At 63.3% G+C, this 18,454-nt stretch carries 18 protein-coding genes; 4 read left to right on the top strand and 14 right to left on the bottom strand.

The genetic code is table 11. The annotated features are described in order from the left end of the window. The first annotated feature begins 21 nt into the window (after positions 1-21). Positions 22-1,194: a glycogen synthase gene (gene glgA / locus CPI83_RS09455; RefSeq protein ID WP_070386685.1), complete on the top strand. Its 1,173-nt coding sequence runs from the start codon at positions 22-24 to the stop codon at positions 1,192-1,194. 6 nt (positions 1,195-1,200) lie between these two features. Here the strand turns inward: glgA and CPI83_RS09450 are convergent, their stop codons facing one another. The 10 genes from CPI83_RS09450 to dapE all read right to left on the bottom strand — a co-directional run bounded on the left by CPI83_RS09450 (position 1,201) and on the right by dapE (position 9,648). After that, complete coding sequence (locus CPI83_RS09450; protein ID WP_097388154.1) at positions 1,201-2,040, bottom strand: putative RNA methyltransferase; 840 nt, start codon at positions 2,038-2,040, stop codon at positions 1,201-1,203. 115 nt (positions 2,041-2,155) lie between these two features. Beyond that, the gene (locus tag CPI83_RS09445; protein WP_003945169.1) at positions 2,156-2,323 is read right to left on the bottom strand and encodes a DUF3117 domain-containing protein; all 168 of its coding nucleotides are present in this window, start codon (positions 2,321-2,323) and stop codon (positions 2,156-2,158) included. 151 nt (positions 2,324-2,474) lie between these two features. Continuing rightward, the gene (locus CPI83_RS09440) at positions 2,475-3,044 is read right to left on the bottom strand and encodes a DNA-3-methyladenine glycosylase I (protein ID WP_019749361.1); all 570 of its coding nucleotides are present in this window, start codon (positions 3,042-3,044) and stop codon (positions 2,475-2,477) included. Then, a complete protein-coding gene (locus CPI83_RS09435; RefSeq protein WP_019749362.1) occupies positions 3,044-3,421 on the bottom strand; it encodes a DivIVA domain-containing protein in 378 nt (125 codons plus the stop codon). The genes CPI83_RS09440 and CPI83_RS09435 overlap by 1 nt, the downstream gene beginning before the upstream one ends. Before the next feature lie 32 nt (positions 3,422-3,453). Then, entirely contained in the window at positions 3,454-4,395 is a 942-nt protein-coding gene (locus CPI83_RS09430; protein WP_019749363.1) for a glucosyl-3-phosphoglycerate synthase, read from the bottom strand. Next, complete coding sequence (gene folP, locus CPI83_RS09425; protein ID WP_037249509.1) at positions 4,392-5,291, bottom strand: dihydropteroate synthase; 900 nt, start codon at positions 5,289-5,291, stop codon at positions 4,392-4,394. Before folP ends, CPI83_RS09430 begins: the two co-directional genes overlap by 4 nt. Before the next feature lie 30 nt (positions 5,292-5,321). Beyond that, positions 5,322-7,094, bottom strand: coding sequence for a long-chain-acyl-CoA synthetase (locus tag CPI83_RS09420; protein ID WP_019749365.1), 1,773 nt, complete (start codon positions 7,092-7,094; stop codon positions 5,322-5,324). Between the two features lie 112 nt (positions 7,095-7,206). Next, positions 7,207-7,764 (bottom strand): TIGR00730 family Rossman fold protein, encoded by a 558-nt coding sequence (locus CPI83_RS09415; RefSeq protein WP_020908470.1) that lies wholly within the window; start codon positions 7,762-7,764, stop codon positions 7,207-7,209. Then, on the bottom strand, positions 7,758-8,561 hold the full coding sequence (locus tag CPI83_RS09410; protein WP_003945176.1) for a TIGR00730 family Rossman fold protein: 804 nt from the start codon (positions 8,559-8,561) through the stop codon (positions 7,758-7,760). Before CPI83_RS09410 ends, CPI83_RS09415 begins: the two co-directional genes overlap by 7 nt. A gap of 16 nt (positions 8,562-8,577) precedes the next feature. Further along, positions 8,578-9,648: a succinyl-diaminopimelate desuccinylase gene (dapE, locus tag CPI83_RS09405; protein ID WP_198586343.1), complete on the bottom strand. Its 1,071-nt coding sequence runs from the start codon at positions 9,646-9,648 to the stop codon at positions 8,578-8,580. A 49-nt stretch (positions 9,649-9,697) separates the two neighbouring features. On the opposite strand from dapE, the gene dapD reads away from it, so the two are divergent. Together dapD and CPI83_RS09395 are read left to right on the top strand one after the other, a co-directional pair. After that, positions 9,698-10,651 (top strand): 2,3,4,5-tetrahydropyridine-2,6-dicarboxylate N-succinyltransferase, encoded by a 954-nt coding sequence (gene dapD, locus CPI83_RS09400; RefSeq protein WP_019749368.1) that lies wholly within the window; start codon positions 9,698-9,700, stop codon positions 10,649-10,651. Beyond that, positions 10,651-12,033 carry an amino acid permease gene (locus CPI83_RS09395; protein WP_020908472.1) on the top strand — a complete coding sequence of 461 codons (1,383 nt, stop codon included), beginning with the start codon at positions 10,651-10,653 and terminating at the stop codon, positions 12,031-12,033. Before dapD ends, CPI83_RS09395 begins: the two co-directional genes overlap by 1 nt. Positions 12,034-12,042: 9 nt before the next feature. On the opposite strand, the gene CPI83_RS09390 is transcribed toward CPI83_RS09395, so the two are convergent. Together CPI83_RS09390 and CPI83_RS09385 are read right to left on the bottom strand one after the other, a co-directional pair. After that, a complete protein-coding gene (locus CPI83_RS09390) occupies positions 12,043-12,801 on the bottom strand; it encodes an ABC transporter permease (protein WP_042952452.1) in 759 nt (252 codons plus the stop codon). Beyond that, the gene (locus tag CPI83_RS09385; RefSeq protein ID WP_097387128.1) at positions 12,801-13,775 is read right to left on the bottom strand and encodes an ATP-binding cassette domain-containing protein; all 975 of its coding nucleotides are present in this window, start codon (positions 13,773-13,775) and stop codon (positions 12,801-12,803) included. The genes CPI83_RS09390 and CPI83_RS09385 overlap by 1 nt, the downstream gene beginning before the upstream one ends. A gap of 213 nt (positions 13,776-13,988) precedes the next feature. On the opposite strand from CPI83_RS09385, the gene CPI83_RS09380 reads away from it, so the two are divergent. Beyond that, entirely contained in the window at positions 13,989-15,209 is a 1,221-nt protein-coding gene (locus tag CPI83_RS09380) for an HNH endonuclease signature motif containing protein (protein WP_232816898.1), read from the top strand. A gap of 15 nt (positions 15,210-15,224) precedes the next feature. Here CPI83_RS09380 and CPI83_RS09375 read toward each other — a convergent pair whose 3' ends face one another. Together CPI83_RS09375 and CPI83_RS09370 are read right to left on the bottom strand one after the other, a co-directional pair. Next, positions 15,225-16,826: a substrate-binding and VWA domain-containing protein gene (locus CPI83_RS09375; protein ID WP_029536790.1), complete on the bottom strand. Its 1,602-nt coding sequence runs from the start codon at positions 16,824-16,826 to the stop codon at positions 15,225-15,227. A gap of 213 nt (positions 16,827-17,039) precedes the next feature. After that, complete coding sequence (locus CPI83_RS09370) at positions 17,040-18,452, bottom strand: acyl-CoA synthetase (protein WP_097388153.1); 1,413 nt, start codon at positions 18,450-18,452, stop codon at positions 17,040-17,042. Between the last annotated feature and the right edge of the window lie 2 nt (positions 18,453-18,454).

The following is an 18,454-nucleotide window of genomic DNA, read 5'->3' as shown; positions in this document are numbered from 1 at the left end:
ACGGGCGGTTAGGTTTAGCGCGTGCGAGTCGCAATGATGACCAAGGAATACCCGCCGGAGATCTACGGCGGTGCAGGAGTACACGTAACCGAGCTCGTCGCTCAGATGAAGCGGTTGTGCGAGGTCGACGTGCACTGCATGGGCGCCCCGCGCGAAGGCGCGATCGTCCACTCTCCCGACCCCGCTCTCGCCGGATCCAATCCAGCCTTGACGACGCTCTCCACCGAGCTGCGGATGGCGGACGCCGCGGCCGGTGTCGACATCGTCCACTCCCACACCTGGTACACCGGACTGGCCGGGCATCTCGCGTCGGCTCTCTACGACGTGCCGCACATCCTCACCGCGCACTCACTCGAGCCCAGACGCCCGTGGAAGGCCGAACAGCTAGGCGGCGGCTATCGGATCTCGTCGTGGTCCGAACGCAACGCCGTCGAGCACGCAGACGCGATCATCGCCGTCAGTTCAGGTATGCGACTCGACGTCCTCGACGCGTACCCCGCCGTCGATCCGAGTCGCGTTCACGTAGTGCGCAACGGAATCGACACCGAGGTATGGCATCCCGGGGGATCTGCGCCGGGAGCGCCGTCCGCACTCGCGTCGATCGGGGTCGACCCCGCAAAACCCATCGTGGCCTTTGTCGGACGGATCACGAGGCAGAAGGGCGTCGGGCACCTCGTCGCGGCAGCACACCACTTCGACCCGGAGATTCAGCTCGTGCTGTGCGCCGGCGCTCCCGATACGCCGGAGATCGCCGCCGAAACGGAGAAGGCAGTGGCCGAACTCGCCAGACATCGGGGCAATGTCTACTGGGTGCGCGAGATGCTCCCGACCGAGCAGATCAGGGAAATACTCTCGGCAGCAACGGTATTCGTCTGCCCTTCGGTGTACGAGCCCCTCGGAATCGTCAATCTCGAAGCCATGGCGTGTGAGACCGCCGTGGTCGCTTCCGATGTCGGCGGTATCCCCGAGGTGGTCGCCGACGGCGTCACCGGTCGACTCGTGCACTACAACGCCTACGAGCCGAACGCATTCGAGGAATCACTCGCTGCCACCGTCAATGCCGTTGTCGCCGACCGAGAAGGCGCCGACGCGATGGGTCGTGCGGGCAGAATCCGTGCTATCGACGAGTTCTCCTGGGCCGAAATCGCCAAGCAGACGCTCGAGGTCTACGCGGACGCCGTCACGAGACGCTGATCCGCGTCAGATCTTGCGATAGGTCGAGACCGTCGCCGACGCGGTGACGGTGCTCGGCTGCGGCAGCTTCGCCACGGCGGCAGCCAGATCGGCGGGCATCAGGTGCCTCGCCGACGGTCCCATTCCCACCAGGTCGAGGACGTCCTGGTGTGAGAGTGACATCGTGAACTCGACCTCGTCGCTGCTCACGCGCTCGAACAAGCCGGCCATCGACGATTCGAGACGTTCCACCTTGCGATCGTCGACCTTGACCATCTCGAGAATGTCGATCAGCTCGCGCAGATGCCTGTCGGTGGGCGTCAGGACCACCAGAACGCCGTCATCGGCGAGAACTCGATGGGACTGCGGACCGTTGCGTGGAGCGAACACACAGAGCACGTGGGAGAGCACTCCGTCTCGAATCGGAAGTGGTTGCCAGACGTCCGCGACGATCGAGCCGATCCTTTCGTGGATCTTCGCCGCTCGCCGTGCCGCGAACTTGGACACGTCCAAGGCTATTGCCCGAGAATCAGGCAGCGAATCCATGACGTGTGCGAGGTATTGTCCTGTGCCTGCACCGATTTCGACGATCCGCGCAGGATCCGCCCCTGCCGTCGTCGCGCAGGCCCGGGAAACGGCATCCATCAGCGGGCCGAAGTGGCCGGCGCCGAGAAGTCGTGCACGCGCGGCGATCATCTCGGCACTGTCGCCGGTGAACTTCGTGGCACCGCCACTGATCAGGCTCACGTAACCCTGGCGAGCGACGTCGAATCGATGTCCGCGATCGCACTCGGCGGCGCCGTCCACCAATTCCAGCTCTGCGGCGCACTGCGGGCAGGACAGTAGATCGACCACGGCGGCAAGCATTGATCCGTCCTTTCGGCTACCGGCGGTGCGCACACTTCAGGCCCCGTACCGAAACGGATACGGAGCCTGCGTGCAATCACGTGCTGTTGTTCGTACTGCTACAACCTGGACCCGACTAGCTGGTGACGTTCGTGAGTTCCACACCGAGCGCTGCAGCTTCATCCGGGGTCAGCTCGACGACGAGGCGTCCGCCACCCTCGAGTGGAACCCGCATGACGATTCCTCGTCCCTCTTTGGTTGCTTCGAGGGGACCGTCCCCGGTCCGGGGCTTCATGGCCGCCATCCTCTGCTCCCTCCAGATCTGCGCTGCATTGCTCTGCGCCTCGACTAACGGTGCGCCCCGCCAACAATCAGCGAGGCTCGTACCCTCCATTGTTCCCTATGGATGCAGGAACCGGGAATCTGAGTCACATTTAGGGGTGTTCAGTCGACCGTCACACCTGCGCCGGAACCCAGCAATCAGCCACGTGATCGTCGACCATTCCGGTAGCCTGCATGAGCGCATAAGCCGTGGTAGGACCCACAAACTTGAACCCGCGTCGCTTGAGTTCCTTAGCCATCGCAGTCGACTCGGGAGTGACCGCCGGAACCTCTGCAATTGATGTCAGTCGTCTGGTGCGTCGAGGCGGCGAGAACGACCAGAGTAACGAATCGAGGTCCAGATCGGGTGAATTCACGAGCACTCGGGCGTTGGAAATCGTCGCCTCGATCTTCGCGCGATTGCGGACGATCGCGGCATCGGAGAGCAATCTCTCCACATCCGCAACTCCGTACGCTGCGACCTTGTCCGGATCGAACCCGTCGAAGGCTTCGCGGAACGCCTCGCGTTTGCGCAGAATCGTGATCCAAGAAAGCCCCGATTGGAATGCTTCGAGGGCGAGCCGCTCGAACAGTTCGTCGCGCCCGTGTAGCGGACGCCCCCACTCCTCGTCGTGATAGTCGCGGTACAGCGAGTCACCGGGCGTCTCGACCACCCAGCCGCACCGAACCAGTCCGTCTGCCATCAGCCCTGGGAATCCTTCGCTTCGGATTCGGTCTCAGGCGCCTCCTGCGTTGCTTCGGCCTTGGCCGGAGCATCCGCCTTCACCAGAACCTCGGACTTCTCGTCACGGCCCAGTTGCGCACGCAGAGAATCGATTTCCAACCCGAGGCGATGCAGGGCCCAATCCACTTCACTCGCCTTGTATCCACGCAACACCTGCTGAAAACGAAGAGCGTCGACATCCGCCCCGGTGACGTCCTCTGCCGGGAGTACGGTCGCCGTCGTGCCAGGAGGCAGCGGCGGCAGCTCTTCCGAGCGCCCGAACACAGCGCTGGCGGCGAGGAAGATCATCGCGCCGACCAGTGCCATGACAATCAGGTACAGGAGGATCGTCATCATGAACCGATACTCCCATACCCGAGTGTGAGCGGTCAGACCCCCGCGGTGCGCACTATCGAATTCATCGGGGGTCGATCGAGTAGCGAAACCTCAGTGGTCTCGGGCACGAAAGAATCTCCGTCGACCAGGAATTGGGTCAACCCGGCACCCGAATCCTCGATCCCGCACCGCCGGAGCATCGTTCCGATGATCTGCCGGCTCATCACGCCGAGGTCGGCGAGCGGCCGGTTGCGATGCTTGCGCACACCGAGATTGACCTGACCGATCGCCGCCAGCCCCAACGTGTCGTACGTGTCGAGCAGAAGGCCGATCTCGACGCCGTAGCCGGGCGCAAACGGGACAGCGGACAGCAGCTCACGGGTGCCCGCGTATTCACCGCCCAATGGTTGCAGTACCGACGTGAGTTCGGGCCGCAGCGCAGCCAACATGGGCCGCGCAACCAATTCCGTGACTCGTCCGCCGCCGTTGGCGTCCTCCGTGCCGCTCACGCGGAGCGGACGGCGGTAGTAGCCCTTCACCAGATGGATGCCGTCCACCGTGAGCAGCGGCCCCAGCAGTTTGGGCACGAACGCCGGATCGGGATTGATGAGATCGGAGTCGACGAATGCGATCAGATCGCCGGTCGTTGCGGCGACCGAACGCCACAGCACCTCACCCTTGCCCGCGGTCGGCGGGATGGACGGGACTGCGCTCTCACGACTGATCACCGTCGCCCCCGCCGCGCGAGCACGCTCGGCGGTACGGTCGGTCGAACCGGAATCGAGAACGATCAACTCGTCGACCAAACCACCGAGCAACGGGTGAATGGTGTCGACCACCGCAGCAACGGTGTCCTCTTCGTTGAGCGCGGGCAACACCACCGAGACGGTTCGGCCACCCTTCGCCCGTTCGAGTTCGGCGACCGTCCAACTCGGATGGTCCCAACTGTTGGCTTCTGCCCATACGCGGGTCGGGCCCGCACCGGTGATGCTCATGCCAGACCTCGAACCGTACGTACCGGGGCACGGCGTCCTTGGATCGCGGCCACCATGTCGACTACTCGACGGGTGGACGCCACCTCGTGAACACGGAACACCCGGGCGCCGCCAGCCGCGGCCATTGCTGTCGCTGCCAATGTTCCCTCCAACCTCTCGGAAAGCTCCACACCAAGAGTCTCCCCGATGAAGTCCTTATTGCTCAGCGCCATCAGCACTGGCCACCCGGTGTTTACAAGAACGTCCACTTTTCGCAACAACTCGAGCCCGTGGAAGGTGTTCTTACCGAAATCGTGAGTGGGATCGATCAGAATCGCGTCACGCGGCACTCCGAGTGCCAGGGCGCGTTCTGCCGCCGACACGACCTCGGTGACCACATCTGCGACGACGTCGTCGTAGCGGACACGGTGCGGGCGGGTGCGCGGAACCGCGCCACCCGTGTGCGAGCAAACGATCCCGGCACCAGTCTCGGCGGCAACCACAACGAGTTCCGGATCCGCACCCGCCCACGTGTCGTTGATCAGGTCGGCGCCTTCGCCGCGTGCCAACCGCGCGACGCCGCTCCGCCAGGTGTCGACGCTGATGATCAGCTCGGGGTACTTGGCCCTGATCGCGGCGACGAACGGAACCACCCGCCTGACCTCTTCGTCGGCGTCGACGAGGTCACCTGGCCCGGCTTTCACTCCCCCGATGTCCACCAGATCGGCGCCCTCGTCGACGGCCCTGTCGACGGCAGCCATCGCTGCCGAATCCGAGAACGTCGCGCCCTGGTCGTAGAAGGAATCGGGAGTGCGGTTGACGATCGCCATCACCAATGCACGGTCGACCGCGACCGGACGCCCACACAGGGTGGGCGCCGGACCTGGCTGCGCGGTAGAACCGGAGAGTGAAGACATGCCACTCATACTGGCATGACGGAACTCGGTCTAGCCCTTGGGTACCGAGCCCGCCGCGACCTTTCCGACGTATTCGTCGTACGAGTCCACATAACCACCCTCGCGGCCTTCGAGAACGTGCAGAGTGTCGGCGCCGACGTCGTAACCCTCGTTGCGCAATTCCACCTTGCGCGACTTGAAAGTGCTGGTGTGTTCGAGTGAGTCGACGATGCGGATGAACAGCGGGACCGCGTAGTTGGGAAGCTTGCCGTAGAGGTGAGCTGCAACTTCGCTTCCCTCGAAGCTCTGCCCGTCCCGCAGCTTGACCGCCGCCATTCCCGCGCGACCGTCGGTGCCCGGGATCTCGACGCCGTAGACAACTGCTTCCTCGACGGCCGGGTGCGAACTCAGCGCGCCCTCGACCTCCGTGGTGGCAACGTTCTCGCCCTTCCAACGGAAGGTGTCGCCGAGACGGTCGACGAAGGCGACGTGGCCCCATCCCTGCTTGCGCACCAGGTCTCCGGTATCGAACCAGGTGTCGTCGTCCTTGAATCCGCCGCGCACCAGCTTGCTGTTGCTCGCGGCTTCGTCGGTGTAACCGTCGAAAGGCGCTCGGTCGGTGACCTTCGACAGCAGGAGCCCGACCTGACCCGTGGACACCTTGCGAAGGCGACCGTCGGCTCCACGCAACGCTTTTCCGGTGTCCTCGTCGAACTCCACGACGGCGTGCGGCAACGGACAGATCCCGGCCGTCTTGTCGACGTTGAGTGCGTTGACGAACGCGATGTTGCATTCGCTCGCACCGTAGAACTCGGCGACGCGGGGAATGCCGAAGCGCTGGGTGAATTCGGCCCAGATCTCCGGGCGCAGACCGTTACCCACCATCAGCCGAACAGCATTGTCGCTGTCGGTCGGCTTGACCGGCTGGTTGAGCAGATAGCGGCAGAGTTCGCCGATGTAGGTGAACGCGGTCGCCTTGTTGAGTGCGATGTCGTCCCAGAACCGCGAGGCGGAGAACTGACGACCGATCGCGATTGTCGCACCGGACGCGAGCACCGAGGACAGCGAGACCGTCAACGCGTTGTTGTGGTAGAGCGGCAGGCAGCAGTACAGAGTGTCCGAGCCGCGCAAGCGCACGCCCATCAACCCGAGGCCCGACATCGACTTCAGCCAACGGAAGTGAGTCATCAAGCTGGCCTTGGGCATTCCCGTGGTACCCGAGGTGAAGATGTAGAACGCCTTCTCCTTCGCGAGCACCTCGGCGGTGACCGCGGGGTTGGCGGCATCAGCCGTCTTCGCCAGATCCGCCAGTTCACTGACGAGAAGTTGCTTCGGTCCGGTAAACCCCGCCGGCAAGGATTCGAGGGCCTCTTCGCACTCGTCGGCGACCACCAGGACGCGCGCGTCGAGCAGCGTAAGGCTGTGTGCCAGAACGTCGTCGCGCTGGTTGTAGTTCAACATGCCCGCAGCCGCGCCGAGTTTGACGGCGGCCAACGCGATCAGCAGGGCTTCGGGGGTGTTCTTTGCCAGCACTCCGACGACGTCTCCGCGATCGACTCCTCGTCCGCGGAGGACGTCGGCGTAGCGGTTCACCAGTTCGTTGGCCTCCGCGTAACTGGTCGCGTGGCCCTCGAACCGGATGAACGGGCGCGACGGGTGCGCGTGCGCGGCCTTCTGGAAGATCAACCCGATCGATTCCTTGGCCGAAGGCTTGCGGGTGAGCCCGGCGGCCCCCCGCGCCAGGATCGGCACCTCGGTGATCATCGACGGCAGTTTTGCCGCCAGATCCAGCAGGCCGACGGTCGAACGGGCTTCCGAACTCATGGCTCCCCTAACACGTATCCGGCGCCCATTCGGCCGCCCAGTCTGCGGCCACCTTACTGCACGGTAATAAAGCCCGCCATGCCCCAGGTCAGGGTTCCACGCAGGCGTCTGATCAGGATCTGACGCACGCGTCGAGCGCAGCCTCGACGTCCGTCCGCACCAACAGAGTGTCCAAAGCCTGACGCCCGACGAAGCCGGTCCCGTCGAGCTTGTTCAACCACTCGAGCAGGCCGGTGAAGTGCCCGACGGGATCGAGCATCACCACTGGTTTCTCGTGCATTCCGAGGTAGCCGGCGGTCCACGTCTCGAACAGCTCTTCCAGCGTCCCGATTCCGCCCGGCAGCGTGATGAACGCGTCGGCGTGATCTTCCATCAGTTTCTTGCGCTCGCGCATGGTGTCCGTGACGATCAGCTCGTCGGCATCGACGTCGGCTACTTCCTTGTGCACCAGGGCCTTCGGAATGACGCCGACGGTCCAGGCGCCCGCCGCGCGAGCGGACTCGGCGACAGCGCCCATCATCGAGACGTTGCCACCGCCCGAGACCAACTGCCATCCGCGTCGACCGATCGCGGTTCCCACCTCGGCAGCCAATGCCAGGAACGATTCGTCCACCGGACCGGACGCGCAGTAGACGCAGATCGAGTACTTCTTGTCGGAATCGGTCACCATTCTTCTTCTTTCCCCAGATCTGCGGCCTCGTCGACGCCCTTGTCGGCGTTGAGGACGATTCGTACTGCTTCTTCCACGCTGTCGGTGACGTGCAGCAGATTCACGTCGCCCTCGGAAATCTTGCCGTCACGCTCGAGGGTGCCGCGAATCCAGTCGACGAGTCCGGACCAGTACTCGGTACCGAACAGGACGATCGGGAAGCGCGTGACCTTGTGGGTCTGCACCAGGGTCAGTGCCTCGAACAGCTCGTCGAGTGTTCCGAAGCCACCCGGCAGGCAGATGAATGCCTGGGAGTACTTCACGAACATCGTCTTGCGCGCGAAGAAGTACCGGAAGTTGATTCCGAGATCCACCCACTCGTTGAGACCCTGCTCGAACGGCAGCTCGATGCCGAGACCGATCGAGTATCCGCCGGCCTCGCTGCAACCGCGGTTGGCAGCTTCCATGACTCCCGGTCCACCGCCGGTGATGACGGCGTATCCGGCTTCGGCCAACGCCGTTCCCAGCTCACGGCCGGATTGATACTCGGGATGATCGACAGTGGTGCGGGCCGAACCGAACACCGTCACCGCACGCGGGACCTCGGCGAGTGCGCCGAAACCTTCGATGAATTCGCTCTGGATACGCAGCACACGCCACGGATCGGTGTGTACCCAGTCCGTGGGTCCGCGCTTGTCGAGCAAGCGCTGATCGGTCGTGGTCTTCTCGTCCTTGCGCTTGCGTCGAAGCTGAACGGGCCCGCGGTGCTTGATCGACGAGCTCTGCTTCTTCGAAGCCGAATTCTTCTCTGGTGCCATGCGGCAAGGCTAACGGTCAGGCCGACAGATACTTCCTCAGCACGGCCGCGACGTCGGTGATCTGCTGCACCGGAACGTGCTCGTCGCGCTTGTGTGCGAGGTTCGGATCACCCGGTCCGTAGTTCACGGCAGGAATGCCGAGCGCCGAGAACCTGGACACGTCGGTCCACCCGTACTTCGCACGGAACTGACCACCGGCCGCCTCGATCAGGGCGGCAGCGGACGGGTTCGCCAAGCCAGGCAGCGCGCCGGGCGAGGAGTCGGTGACCTCGAATCCGAGGCCCAGGCCGTCGAACACTTCGCGCACATGCGCCTCGGCTTGTACCTCACTGCGATCGGGCGCGAATCGGAAGTTGACGTCCATCTCGGCTTCGTCCGGGACGACGTTTCCGGCGACACCGCCAGAAATCCGCACCGCCGACAAACCTTCGCGGTAGCCGCAACCGTCGATGTCGACCGAGCGCGGCTGGTAACTCGACAACCGCTCCAACGCACCGCCGAACTTGTGAATGGCGTTGTCCCCCAGCCAGGACCTGGCCGAATGTGCGCGAGTTCCCGAAGCTGTCAACCGAACCCGCATCGTGCCCTGGCATCCGGCCTCGATGAAACCGGCCGTCGGCTCACCGAGAATTGCGACGTCGGCCGCGAGCCATTCCGGGATCTCGCGTTCGATCCGTCCCAGGCCGTTGAAGGTTGCGGCGATCTCTTCGCAGTCGTAGAAAACCAGGGTCAGATCGTGGGCCAGGTTCTCGATGGTTGCCGCCAGGTGCAGAAAGACCGCGTCGCCCGACTTCATGTCCACGGTCCCGCAGCCGTGCAGGATGTCGCCGTCACGCCGCGAAGGAACATTGTCCGCGATGGGCACCGTATCCAGATGTCCGGCAAGCATGACGCGACTGGGCAAACCACGCGAGGTCCGCGCCAACACGGCGTTGCCGTTGCGGATGATCTCGAAGCCCGAAGTCTGCTCACGCAGCGCATCCTCGACGGCCTGCGCGATGACGGATTCGTCGTGCGAGACGCTGGGGATGTCGACCAGGGCGGCCGTCAAGTCGATGGGGTCCGAAGCAAGATCGAGGATGCTCACACGCACCAGCCTAGGCCGGTGCACCCACCACCCAGTAATCTCTAGTCCCGTGAGCGCACAGGGAGCAACAGCAGTAGGTATCGCCAACGTGACCGCGGACGGAACCGTCCTCGACACCTGGTTCCCGGCACCGGAGCTGGGAACATTCGACAAGACCGGTACCGAGAACGTCGAGGGAACAGACATTCCTTCCGATCTTGCACTGCTGGCAGGCACTGACGACGCTCGCGAGGTCTCGCAGGTCGTCGTCCGCACCACCATCGCCGATCTCTCCAAGGCGCCGGTCGACGCACACGACGTCTACCTGCGCCTCCACCTCCTCTCGCACCGTCTCGTCGCACCCCACGGCGTCAACCTCGACGGCCAGTTCGGCCTGCTCAGCAACGTCGTGTGGACCAACTTCGGCCCGTGCGCCGTCGAAGGCTTCGAGCAAGTTCGCTCACGTCTGCGCATCCGCGGCGTCGTGACCGTGTTCAGCGTCGACAAGTTCCCCCGCATGGTCGACTACGTCGTGCCGTCCGGAGTGCGTATCGGTGACGCGGACCGTGTCCGACTCGGTGCGCACCTCGCCAGCGGAACGACCGTCATGCACGAAGGCTTCGTCAACTTCAACGCCGGCACCCTCGGTAACTCGATGGTCGAAGGCCGCATCTCCGCGGGCGTCGTCGTCGACGACGGATCCGATGTTGGCGGCGGCGCCTCGATCATGGGCACCCTCTCCGGCGGCGGCAAGGAAACCATCTCCCTCGGCAAGCGCTGCCTCCTCGGCGCAAACGCCGGCCTCGGCATTTCGCTCGGCGACGACTGCGTCCTCGAAGCGGGCCTCTATGTCACCGCGGGCACCAAGGTCACCGGCCCGGACGGCACCGTCGTCAAGGCCAAGGAACTCAGCGGCAAGTCGAACCTTCTCTTCCGTCGTAACTCGGTCTCGGGTGCCGTCGAGGTCGTGCCGTGGAAGGGCACCGGCGTCGAACTGAACGCTGCTTTGCACGCCAACGACTGATGACTGACACCGACGTCTCCGACGGAACAACCACTGCTCTCGGCCACGGTCTCAAGGTCCGCCATCTGACGATGATGGGCCTGGGCTCGGCCATCGGCGCCGGCCTGTTCCTCGGAACCGGCGTCGGTATCGCCAAGGCCGGCCCGGCCGTCCTGATCTCCTACATCCTTGCGGGCGCCGTCGTGGTGTTCGTGATGCGCATGCTCGGTGAGATGGGAGCTGCGATCCCGGCGAGCGGTTCCTTCTCTCACTACGCGCGCCTGGGGATCGGCGAGTGGGCCGGCTTCGTGATGGGCTGGCTCTACTGGTTCATGCTCATCATGGTGCTGGGCGCCGAGATCACCGGAGCCTCGGCGATCGTGAACGACTGGGTGCCGTCGATCCCGCAATGGGTTGTCGCCCTGGTCTTCGTGGTGTTCTTCGCCGTGGTGAACCTGGCGAAGGTCAGCAACTTCGGTGAGTTCGAGTTCTGGTTCGCCGCAATCAAAGTCACCGTCATCATCGCCTTCCTCGTCATCGGCGTCCTGCTGGTGTTCGGCATCCTCCCCGATACCGACCCGGTCGGTACTAGCAATCTGTTCGGGCAGGGCGGCTTCATGCCCAATGGGTTGTCTGGCATTGCTGCAGGACTGCTCGTCGTGGCGTTCGCCTTCGGTGGGATCGAGATCGTCACCATCGCCGCAGCCGAATCCGAGAATCCGGAACGCTCCATCGCCGTCGCTGTGCGAAGCGTCGTGTGGCGCATCAGTGTCTTCTACATCGGTGCCATCTCCATCATGGTTCTGGTGCTGCCCTGGAACGACCCCGAACTCGAGAGCGGCCCATTTGTGGCCGTCTTGAACAAGGCGAACATTCCGGGTGTTGCCGGGTTCATGGAACTCGTCGTAGTGGTGGCGTTGCTTTCCGCCTTCAACGCCAACATCTACGGCACCTCCCGGATGGCGTTCTCACTTTCGCGCCGCGGCGACGGACCCGCTTTCATGGCGAAACTGTCGAGCACCGGAGTTCCGACCAATGCCGTTCTGCTGTCGGTGTTCTTCGGCTTCGTCAGCGTCCTGCTCAACTGGCTGCTCCCCGACGACCTGCTCGGCATCCTGCTCAACGCAGTCGGCGCCGCGCTGCTCGTCATCTGGATCTTCATCGTCGTCTCGCATCTGCGACTGCGTAAACAACTCGAAGCGTCGGGCAAGCTGACAGTTCGTATGTGGCTGTTCCCGTATCTGAGCTACGCGACCCTCGCGATGCTTGGCGTCTTCGTCGTCCTCATGCTCTTCGACGCCGATGCCCGTGCACAGTTGATCTCGACCACCGTGTTGTTCCTCGTGATCGCGGCATTGGGTTTCCTGAACGCCCGTTGGCGTAAGCAGAATCAGCCCGCCTGATCCGTGCGCCTATGCGTCTCGCTTGTTCACGACGACGATGCTGAGGCCGAATACGACGAGCACGAAGAGGGCGAAGTAGATGAGGCTGCCCCAGGGTCCCCAGTGAAAGTCGACGCTACCGCCGGAACCGAGAAAGTTGTTGGCGTTCATGAACGGCAGGAACGGCATGATCTTCTCGCCGATACTTCCGAACAGGTTGAAAAGATTCTCGATCAGCAAGGGCCACAACAGCAGTAATGCGATCGCACCTGCAGACTGCCGGAGCAACGCGCCCACTCCTACGGCTAGAACTACGCAGAAGAACGCGTAGATCGGTGTTCCGTAGACGACCCGCCAGTTATCGTCGCCAGACAGAGTCAGGAATCTTCCGGCGTCACCTGATGTGGCCTTCGTGAGAGCGAAAGCGCCGAACGACAATGCGAGAGTCAGCACCGCTCCGAACCCACCGATGAGGCCCGCTTTGGCGATGAGCACCGAAGCGCGGTTCGGAACTGCCTGGAAGGTGGTGCGGATGGTCCCGAAGCGATATTCGCTGGTGATCGCGAGAGCCGCCATGATCATCAGAACCAACACACCGAAGCCGGTCACTCCACTGAGTGCCCCCGACACTGTCGGCATCATTGCACCGTTGGGGCTACTGAGCGACGACTTGGCGCTGAGTCCGAAAACGGTAGCGAGTCCCAACCCGAGCACGATGATGATGATCGTGCACCACAACGGTGATTTGGTCGTGGTGATCTTGATACGTTCAGCACTGAGAACAGCCATTACAGTGCACCTCCCATAGCCTGCTGTGTGTTTGTGTGGTGGGCTCCGGCACCCGGATCGATACCGGATGCGTGGTACTGGACATCGTCTCCGGTCAACTTCATGAACGCATCCTCGAGCGAACCCTGCACAGACGCCAACTCGTGCAACACGATTCCCTGCGAACCAGCCAGACCGCCGATCACGTCAGTGGTCGAATCCACGACCACCAACGCCGGCGCAACACCGGAACCGTCCTCACGCACCGTCAACCCCTGCGAGAGCAACACACTGCGCAACGCATCGAGCTGAGGACTACGCACGCGCACCGTCGACTCCGACGAACGATCCACGAACTCTGCCACCGTCGAATCCGAAATCAACCGACCCCGACCGATCACCACCAACTGCTCCGCCGTCAACGCCATCTCCGAGAGAAGGTGACTCGACACCAACACCGTGCGACCCTCGGCCGCCAACCGCTGCATGAACTTACGAATCCAGACGATGCCCTCCGGATCGAGACCGTTGACCGGCTCGTCGAACAACAACACCTTCGGATCACCCAACAACGCACCCGCCAACCCGAGACGCTGCGACATACCGAGCGAGAACCCACCGGCCTTCTTGCCCGCCACCTCGGACAACCCGACCAACCCGAGCACCTCGTCGACGCGGGACTTCGGGATCCCGTTCGAAGCAGCCATCCACTGCAGATGCGCCCGCGCACTGCGGTTCGGGTGCACCCACTTCGCATCCAACAACGCGCCGACAGTCCGCAGCGGTGTCTTGAGCTCGCGGTACGGCTTGCCCTCGATCAACGCCGCACCCGACGTCGGCTGATCCAAACCCAGGATCATCCGCATCGTCGTCGACTTACCCGCACCGTTCGGGCCCAGAAAGCCCGTCACGATGCCCGGCTTGACCGTGAACGACAAATCGTCCACCGCTTTCGTCGGTCCGTAAACCTTGGTCAATCCCCTCAACTCGATCATGAGGACCAGTCAACCATGAAAAACCGAACTGTCGGAACTTTCGGACGCCAACAGAGAAAGCCGTTGCGTGCGTTCACTGTCGGCGCTAGTATCGAATGTATGTTCGACACTACCGGGGGGGTAAAAGTGACGACGAAAGTATCTGAACAGGCGATATCCAAACAGACGATATCCGAAGAAACGATCGGACAATTCCGAGCGTCACTCGTCAGCATGGATCGTTCCATCGACAACGCAGCTCGCGTGGATCTACTACGCGCACTGGAAGAGCTGAAGGCCAGTTGCGCTGGGGCCCAGGCATTGCTGGCTGCCGATCTCGACGCGTTCACCCGCAAGGACCGCGGCGAACGGGGAGTTCCGCGCTCGTACCAGGGCCGTGGAATCAACGCACAGATTGCCCTCGCACGGCGAGAGTCGGCATGGTTCGGAACTCAGCATCTCAACCTGGCCCGCGCACTGAACGACGAGATGCCACACACACTTCGACTACTCGTCCGTGGCTCCATCAGTGAGCATCAAGCGACAATTCTCATGCGTGAAACTGCGTGTCTCACAGTCCAGGATCGCGCTGCATTGGATCGCGAGTTCTGCTGCGACGCTGCGATCTTGGACGGATGTGGCACCCACCAACTGACAGAAAGAATCCGCGCACGCACTGCCGAAATAGACGCCGACAGTGTTGCGAGACGAGCACGCAAAGCCGTACGAGACAGACGTGTGACGTCTCGGCCTGCGCCCGACACGATGTGCTGGCTCAATGTCCTACTTCCCGCTGCCGCGGGTACCGTCGTATACGCCACGCTCGGCCGCGATGCAGATTCCGTACTTGCCGGCGGGGACGAGCGCACGCGAGCTCAGATCATGGCTGATCTCCTGGTGGAGCGGGTCACCGGAATCGGCCGCGCCACACCGACACCCGTTACGGTGAATCTGATTGTCTCCGACCAGTCGCTACTCGGCGACGGTTCCGACCCTGCCCACGTCCACGGGTACGGACCTGTTCCAGCAGCCATCGCACGTGAATGGATCACCTTGTCCGGCGAGGACTCCGAAACCATGACAACGGTTCGAAAGCTCTACGCACGCCCCGATACGGGCGCACTGACCGCAATGGAATCCACCGCGAGAACCTTCCCGAAGGGGTTGGCACGATTGATCGAACTCCGGGATCGAAGCTGCCGCACTCCGTGGTGCGACGCGCCGGTTCGCCACCGCGACCACATTCGCGATCACTCGAGGGGTGGCCTCACCAGCGCAGCCAACGGTGCCGGGTTGTGCGCGGCATGCAACTACGCGAAACAGGGCTCGGACTGGTCTGCCGAACCTGTACCAGGTACCCGGCACACCTTCACCACGACGACACCTACCGGGCACCGATATTCGTCTGAGGCTCCGCCACTTCCGACGCCCTGGGCCGGTCCCGACGCGGCCTGAGGTCCTCGGCGTGGCTCACGATCCTCGGTGAGCCAGTGCGTTCACAAACACCTCGGAAATCTCCGAGGGGTCTCGAGCGATGTACGTCGAACCGCCCGTCACGCGGGAGATATCGGCGAGCGCCGCCGCATCGGCGTCATCGGTGATGCCGATGGTGACGATGATGACCGGACGCGCCGGATCCTGCTCGCGTGCAAGAACATCGAGCAGCTGTTCACGGCTGATACTGTCGGGATCTTCGTTGGCACCGTCGGTCAAGATGATGACGCTGTTGACCGCTCGCGGATCGTACGATTCCTGCACCTTACGGAAGGCGGCCAGCGTCGTGTCGTACAAACCGGTGGCGCCACGCTTGAGTTCGGTGAGCCGGTTCGCCTGATCAGCCATCAACTTTCGCTGAGTCACGCCGTCGACGATGGTGTCGTAGCGCCTGATCGGCACCAATTCCTGAAAGTCCTGGGTTCCGTTCATACCTTGGGAGAACGCCCAGAGACCGGCAGCGACACTGTCCGGGAAGACCTGATTGCCGGCGAGAGCGGCAGCAGTGGTCAACTGCATGCGCGTCTTGCCGCCTGCTGCCGGGTAGTCCATCGACGCAGACACGTCGATCGCAACGAGTGTCCGGATCGGCTTGGCCATCAGAGCCCAAGCGCCCAGCGTTTGATCGGCCACCGACTGTTCGGAGACCGTCAAGGCCGTCACGTCACCAACTCCACCTTCGACAGCTCCACCGCCGGAAGTACGGAAACCGCTGCGTGTCAGCACTTCCTGAGCAGATTCACTGTGCAACAGGTCGGCGATGGCGTCACTCTTCTTCGCTGCCGCGTAGTGCCGATCCGGCGCCGAGGCACTGACCACCAGGGGGTAATCCATGATCATGGTTCCAGTCGCCGGTACTGTCGCGGAAATCTTCGACTCGGCTTTCGTGAACTCGACGACCTGTTGCTCGGTCGAAACACCGACCTTGCCGGAGCTGACCAATTCGGTGAGCATCTTCTGCCCTACCGGCTGATCTTCGGTACGAACGCTCTCTGCTTGGGCATGGGGTACCAGGGCCGCTCGAACCGATTCGGAGGTGGCCCCGGTCTCCGCGAGGGCTCCGAGAATGGGCGCCGACGCAACCCCGGTGAACAACGGATTGCCCAGCGCGAGATCGGGAACCTGAAGCGCCGTGAGCCAACTGGCAAACTGCTCGCCACCGCCGGAGGCGAGGACGACAGGCGAGGTGGCGATCGAACCGCCGGCGGCAGCAACCGGTCCCTTGGCCGTCAGTGCAGCTTTGCCGACCCACGCTGTCGAATCCGGTATCCACATGTCCGGTGCGTCCACGCCCTTACCCAGGGTTCCCGCTACGTCGCCTGGCAACGCAGAGGTGACTGTGATCCGCGAACAGCCTGTCTGCTCCGGCGACGATTCTGCGAGGATCTCCGTGACTGCAGGCGCGATCGCAGGATCTGCTGCCAGCGAGTACTCGTCGACGCTCTCGCAGGAATCGGACTGTGTTGCCTTGAAGACCACCACCCCGGTAGCGACTACCGCGACGGCAACCAACCCACCCACTGCGTAGAACCCGATCGATCGCCCGCTGTCAGGACTCGAATGCCGTCCGCCCGCCATGAAATCTGCCCTTCCGAGGCCACTCGCACTAGGACATACCGACGGCATGCGTGCGACTGGAGCTATCCCTACCGGGCGGTAGTGTAGCCAAGAACACAGAAATTCCAACTAGCGCTGAATCGCCGGAGAACCGACGAGCCCATATTCCGGGACAGCCCGACCGAAGTCGCGAACCTTCAAGCGTCGCAGCGACTTTTCAGCAAACCGCTCTGCTCAGAAGAGCTCGCGCTTCTGGACCTTGCCCATCGCGTTACGCGGCAGAGTCTCGGCGAAGCGAACCTCACGGGGACGCTTGTGCGCCGACAACTCAGCCCCGACCAACTCGACCAATTCAGCTTCGGTGACCTCGGGCCTCCCGGGCTTACGGACTACGACGGCGATGATCCGCTGACCCAGATCGGCGTCGGGGACACCGATCACCGCAACTTCGGACACCGAAGGGTGCCCGAGGATGGCGGTCTCGATCTCGCCGGCGCCGACTCTGAATCCACCGGTTTTGATCAAGTCGATGGATTCGCGGCCGACGATTCGGTGGAACCCACCCTCGTCGATGACGGCGACATCACCGGTCTTGAAGTAGCCGTCCTCCGTCCAGGACTCGGCGGTTGCGTCTGGACGGTTCAAGTAGCCGTCGAAAAGCATCGGCCCACGTACCTGTAGACCGCCGATACTCTCGCCGTCGTGTGGCACGTCGTTGCCCTTCTCGTCACGAAGACGAGTCTCGACTCCGCGCAGCGGCACGCCGACCCACCCTGGGCGTCGCTCGCCGTCGAAACGTGTGCTCAAAGTCAGCATCGTCTCACTCATGCCGTAACGCTCGATGGGCGTCAATCCTGTTCGGTCCCGTAGCTTTTCGAAGACAGGCACAGGAAGCGGCGCACTACCGGAAACCAGAAGTCGGGCACCGGACAACGCGCGCGCAGCTTCTTCGTTTTCGGCGATACGCGACCAGACGGTGGGAACACCGAAGTAGAGGGAGCCTTTCGCCCGGGCGTAATTTTCCGGCGTCGGCTTGACGGTGTGGATCACCCGGCTGCCGATCCGGAGGGGGCCGAGGATTCCGAGGATCAGTCCGTGCACGTGGAAGAGCGGAAGCCCGTGCACGAGCGTGTCTCGCCACGTCCAGTCCCAGGCCTCGGCGAGCGCGTCGATCCCGGCTGCGATGGCCGAGCGACTGAGCAGAACGCCCTTCGGTGGGCCAGTGGTACCGGACGTGTACAGGACGAATGCTGTGGACTGCGGTGCCGGTTCCGGATAGCTGTGCCACGAGCGAGCGTGCAACCGGACGGGAACTACCGGCAGAGTGTCGCAGTGGTCGTCCGTTTCACCGAGCCACGCCTGAGCACCCGAGTCACGCAGAATGTGCTCCCGCTCAGCCTTCCCCGAGTCCGGCGGTACCGGCACAACGGTGACACCGGCAATCAAGGCCCCGACGACGGCGAGGATCGTTTTTGCTGTGGGAGTTGCCAATACGGCAACCCGATCGGCCTGCGCCACTCGTTCCGCGACCGAGGTCGCGGCACCGAGAATGGCACTCCGCGAGAGAACCGTGTCACCGATCGCCACGGCGTCGTCGAGGTCGTCACCGCGGGCGACAGCAAGGGGGTTCAGTGATCTCAGCAGCACCA

The organism is Rhodococcus sp. H-CA8f (genome assembly GCF_002501585.1).
Taxonomy (GTDB): domain Bacteria; phylum Actinomycetota; class Actinomycetes; order Mycobacteriales; family Mycobacteriaceae; genus Rhodococcus_F; species Rhodococcus_F erythropolis.
This window is presented reverse-complemented; position numbering and strand designations above follow the sequence as displayed.

Bases quoted from the DNA above. Each gene is read 5' to 3' on its own strand.
- CPI83_RS09450 (WP_097388154.1), bottom strand. From the start codon at position 2,040: ATGCTTGCCGCCGTGGTCGATCTACTGTCCTGCCCGCAGTGCGCCGCA.
- CPI83_RS09445 (WP_003945169.1), bottom strand. From the start codon at position 2,323: ATGGCGGCCATGAAGCCCCGGACCGGGGACGGTCCCCTCGAAGCAACC.
- CPI83_RS09440 (WP_019749361.1), bottom strand. From the start codon at position 3,044: ATGGCAGACGGACTGGTTCGGTGCGGCTGGGTGGTCGAGACGCCCGGT.
- CPI83_RS09435 (WP_019749362.1), bottom strand. From the start codon at position 3,421: ATGATGACGATCCTCCTGTACCTGATTGTCATGGCACTGGTCGGCGCG.
- CPI83_RS09430 (WP_019749363.1), bottom strand. From the start codon at position 4,395: ATGAGCATCACCGGTGCGGGCCCGACCCGCGTATGGGCAGAAGCCAAC.
- folP (WP_037249509.1), bottom strand. From the start codon at position 5,291: ATGTCTTCACTCTCCGGTTCTACCGCGCAGCCAGGTCCGGCGCCCACC.
- CPI83_RS09420 (WP_019749365.1), bottom strand. From the start codon at position 7,094: ATGAGTTCGGAAGCCCGTTCGACCGTCGGCCTGCTGGATCTGGCGGCA.
- CPI83_RS09415 (WP_020908470.1), bottom strand. From the start codon at position 7,764: ATGGTGACCGATTCCGACAAGAAGTACTCGATCTGCGTCTACTGCGCG.
- CPI83_RS09410 (WP_003945176.1), bottom strand. From the start codon at position 8,561: ATGGCACCAGAGAAGAATTCGGCTTCGAAGAAGCAGAGCTCGTCGATC.
- CPI83_RS09395 (WP_020908472.1), top strand. From the start codon at position 10,651: ATGACTGACACCGACGTCTCCGACGGAACAACCACTGCTCTCGGCCAC.
- CPI83_RS09390 (WP_042952452.1), bottom strand. From the start codon at position 12,801: ATGGCTGTTCTCAGTGCTGAACGTATCAAGATCACCACGACCAAATCA.
- CPI83_RS09385 (WP_097387128.1), bottom strand. From the start codon at position 13,775: ATGATCGAGTTGAGGGGATTGACCAAGGTTTACGGACCGACGAAAGCG.
- CPI83_RS09380 (WP_232816898.1), top strand. From the start codon at position 13,989: ATGGATCGTTCCATCGACAACGCAGCTCGCGTGGATCTACTACGCGCA.
- CPI83_RS09375 (WP_029536790.1), bottom strand. From the start codon at position 16,826: ATGGCGGGCGGACGGCATTCGAGTCCTGACAGCGGGCGATCGATCGGG.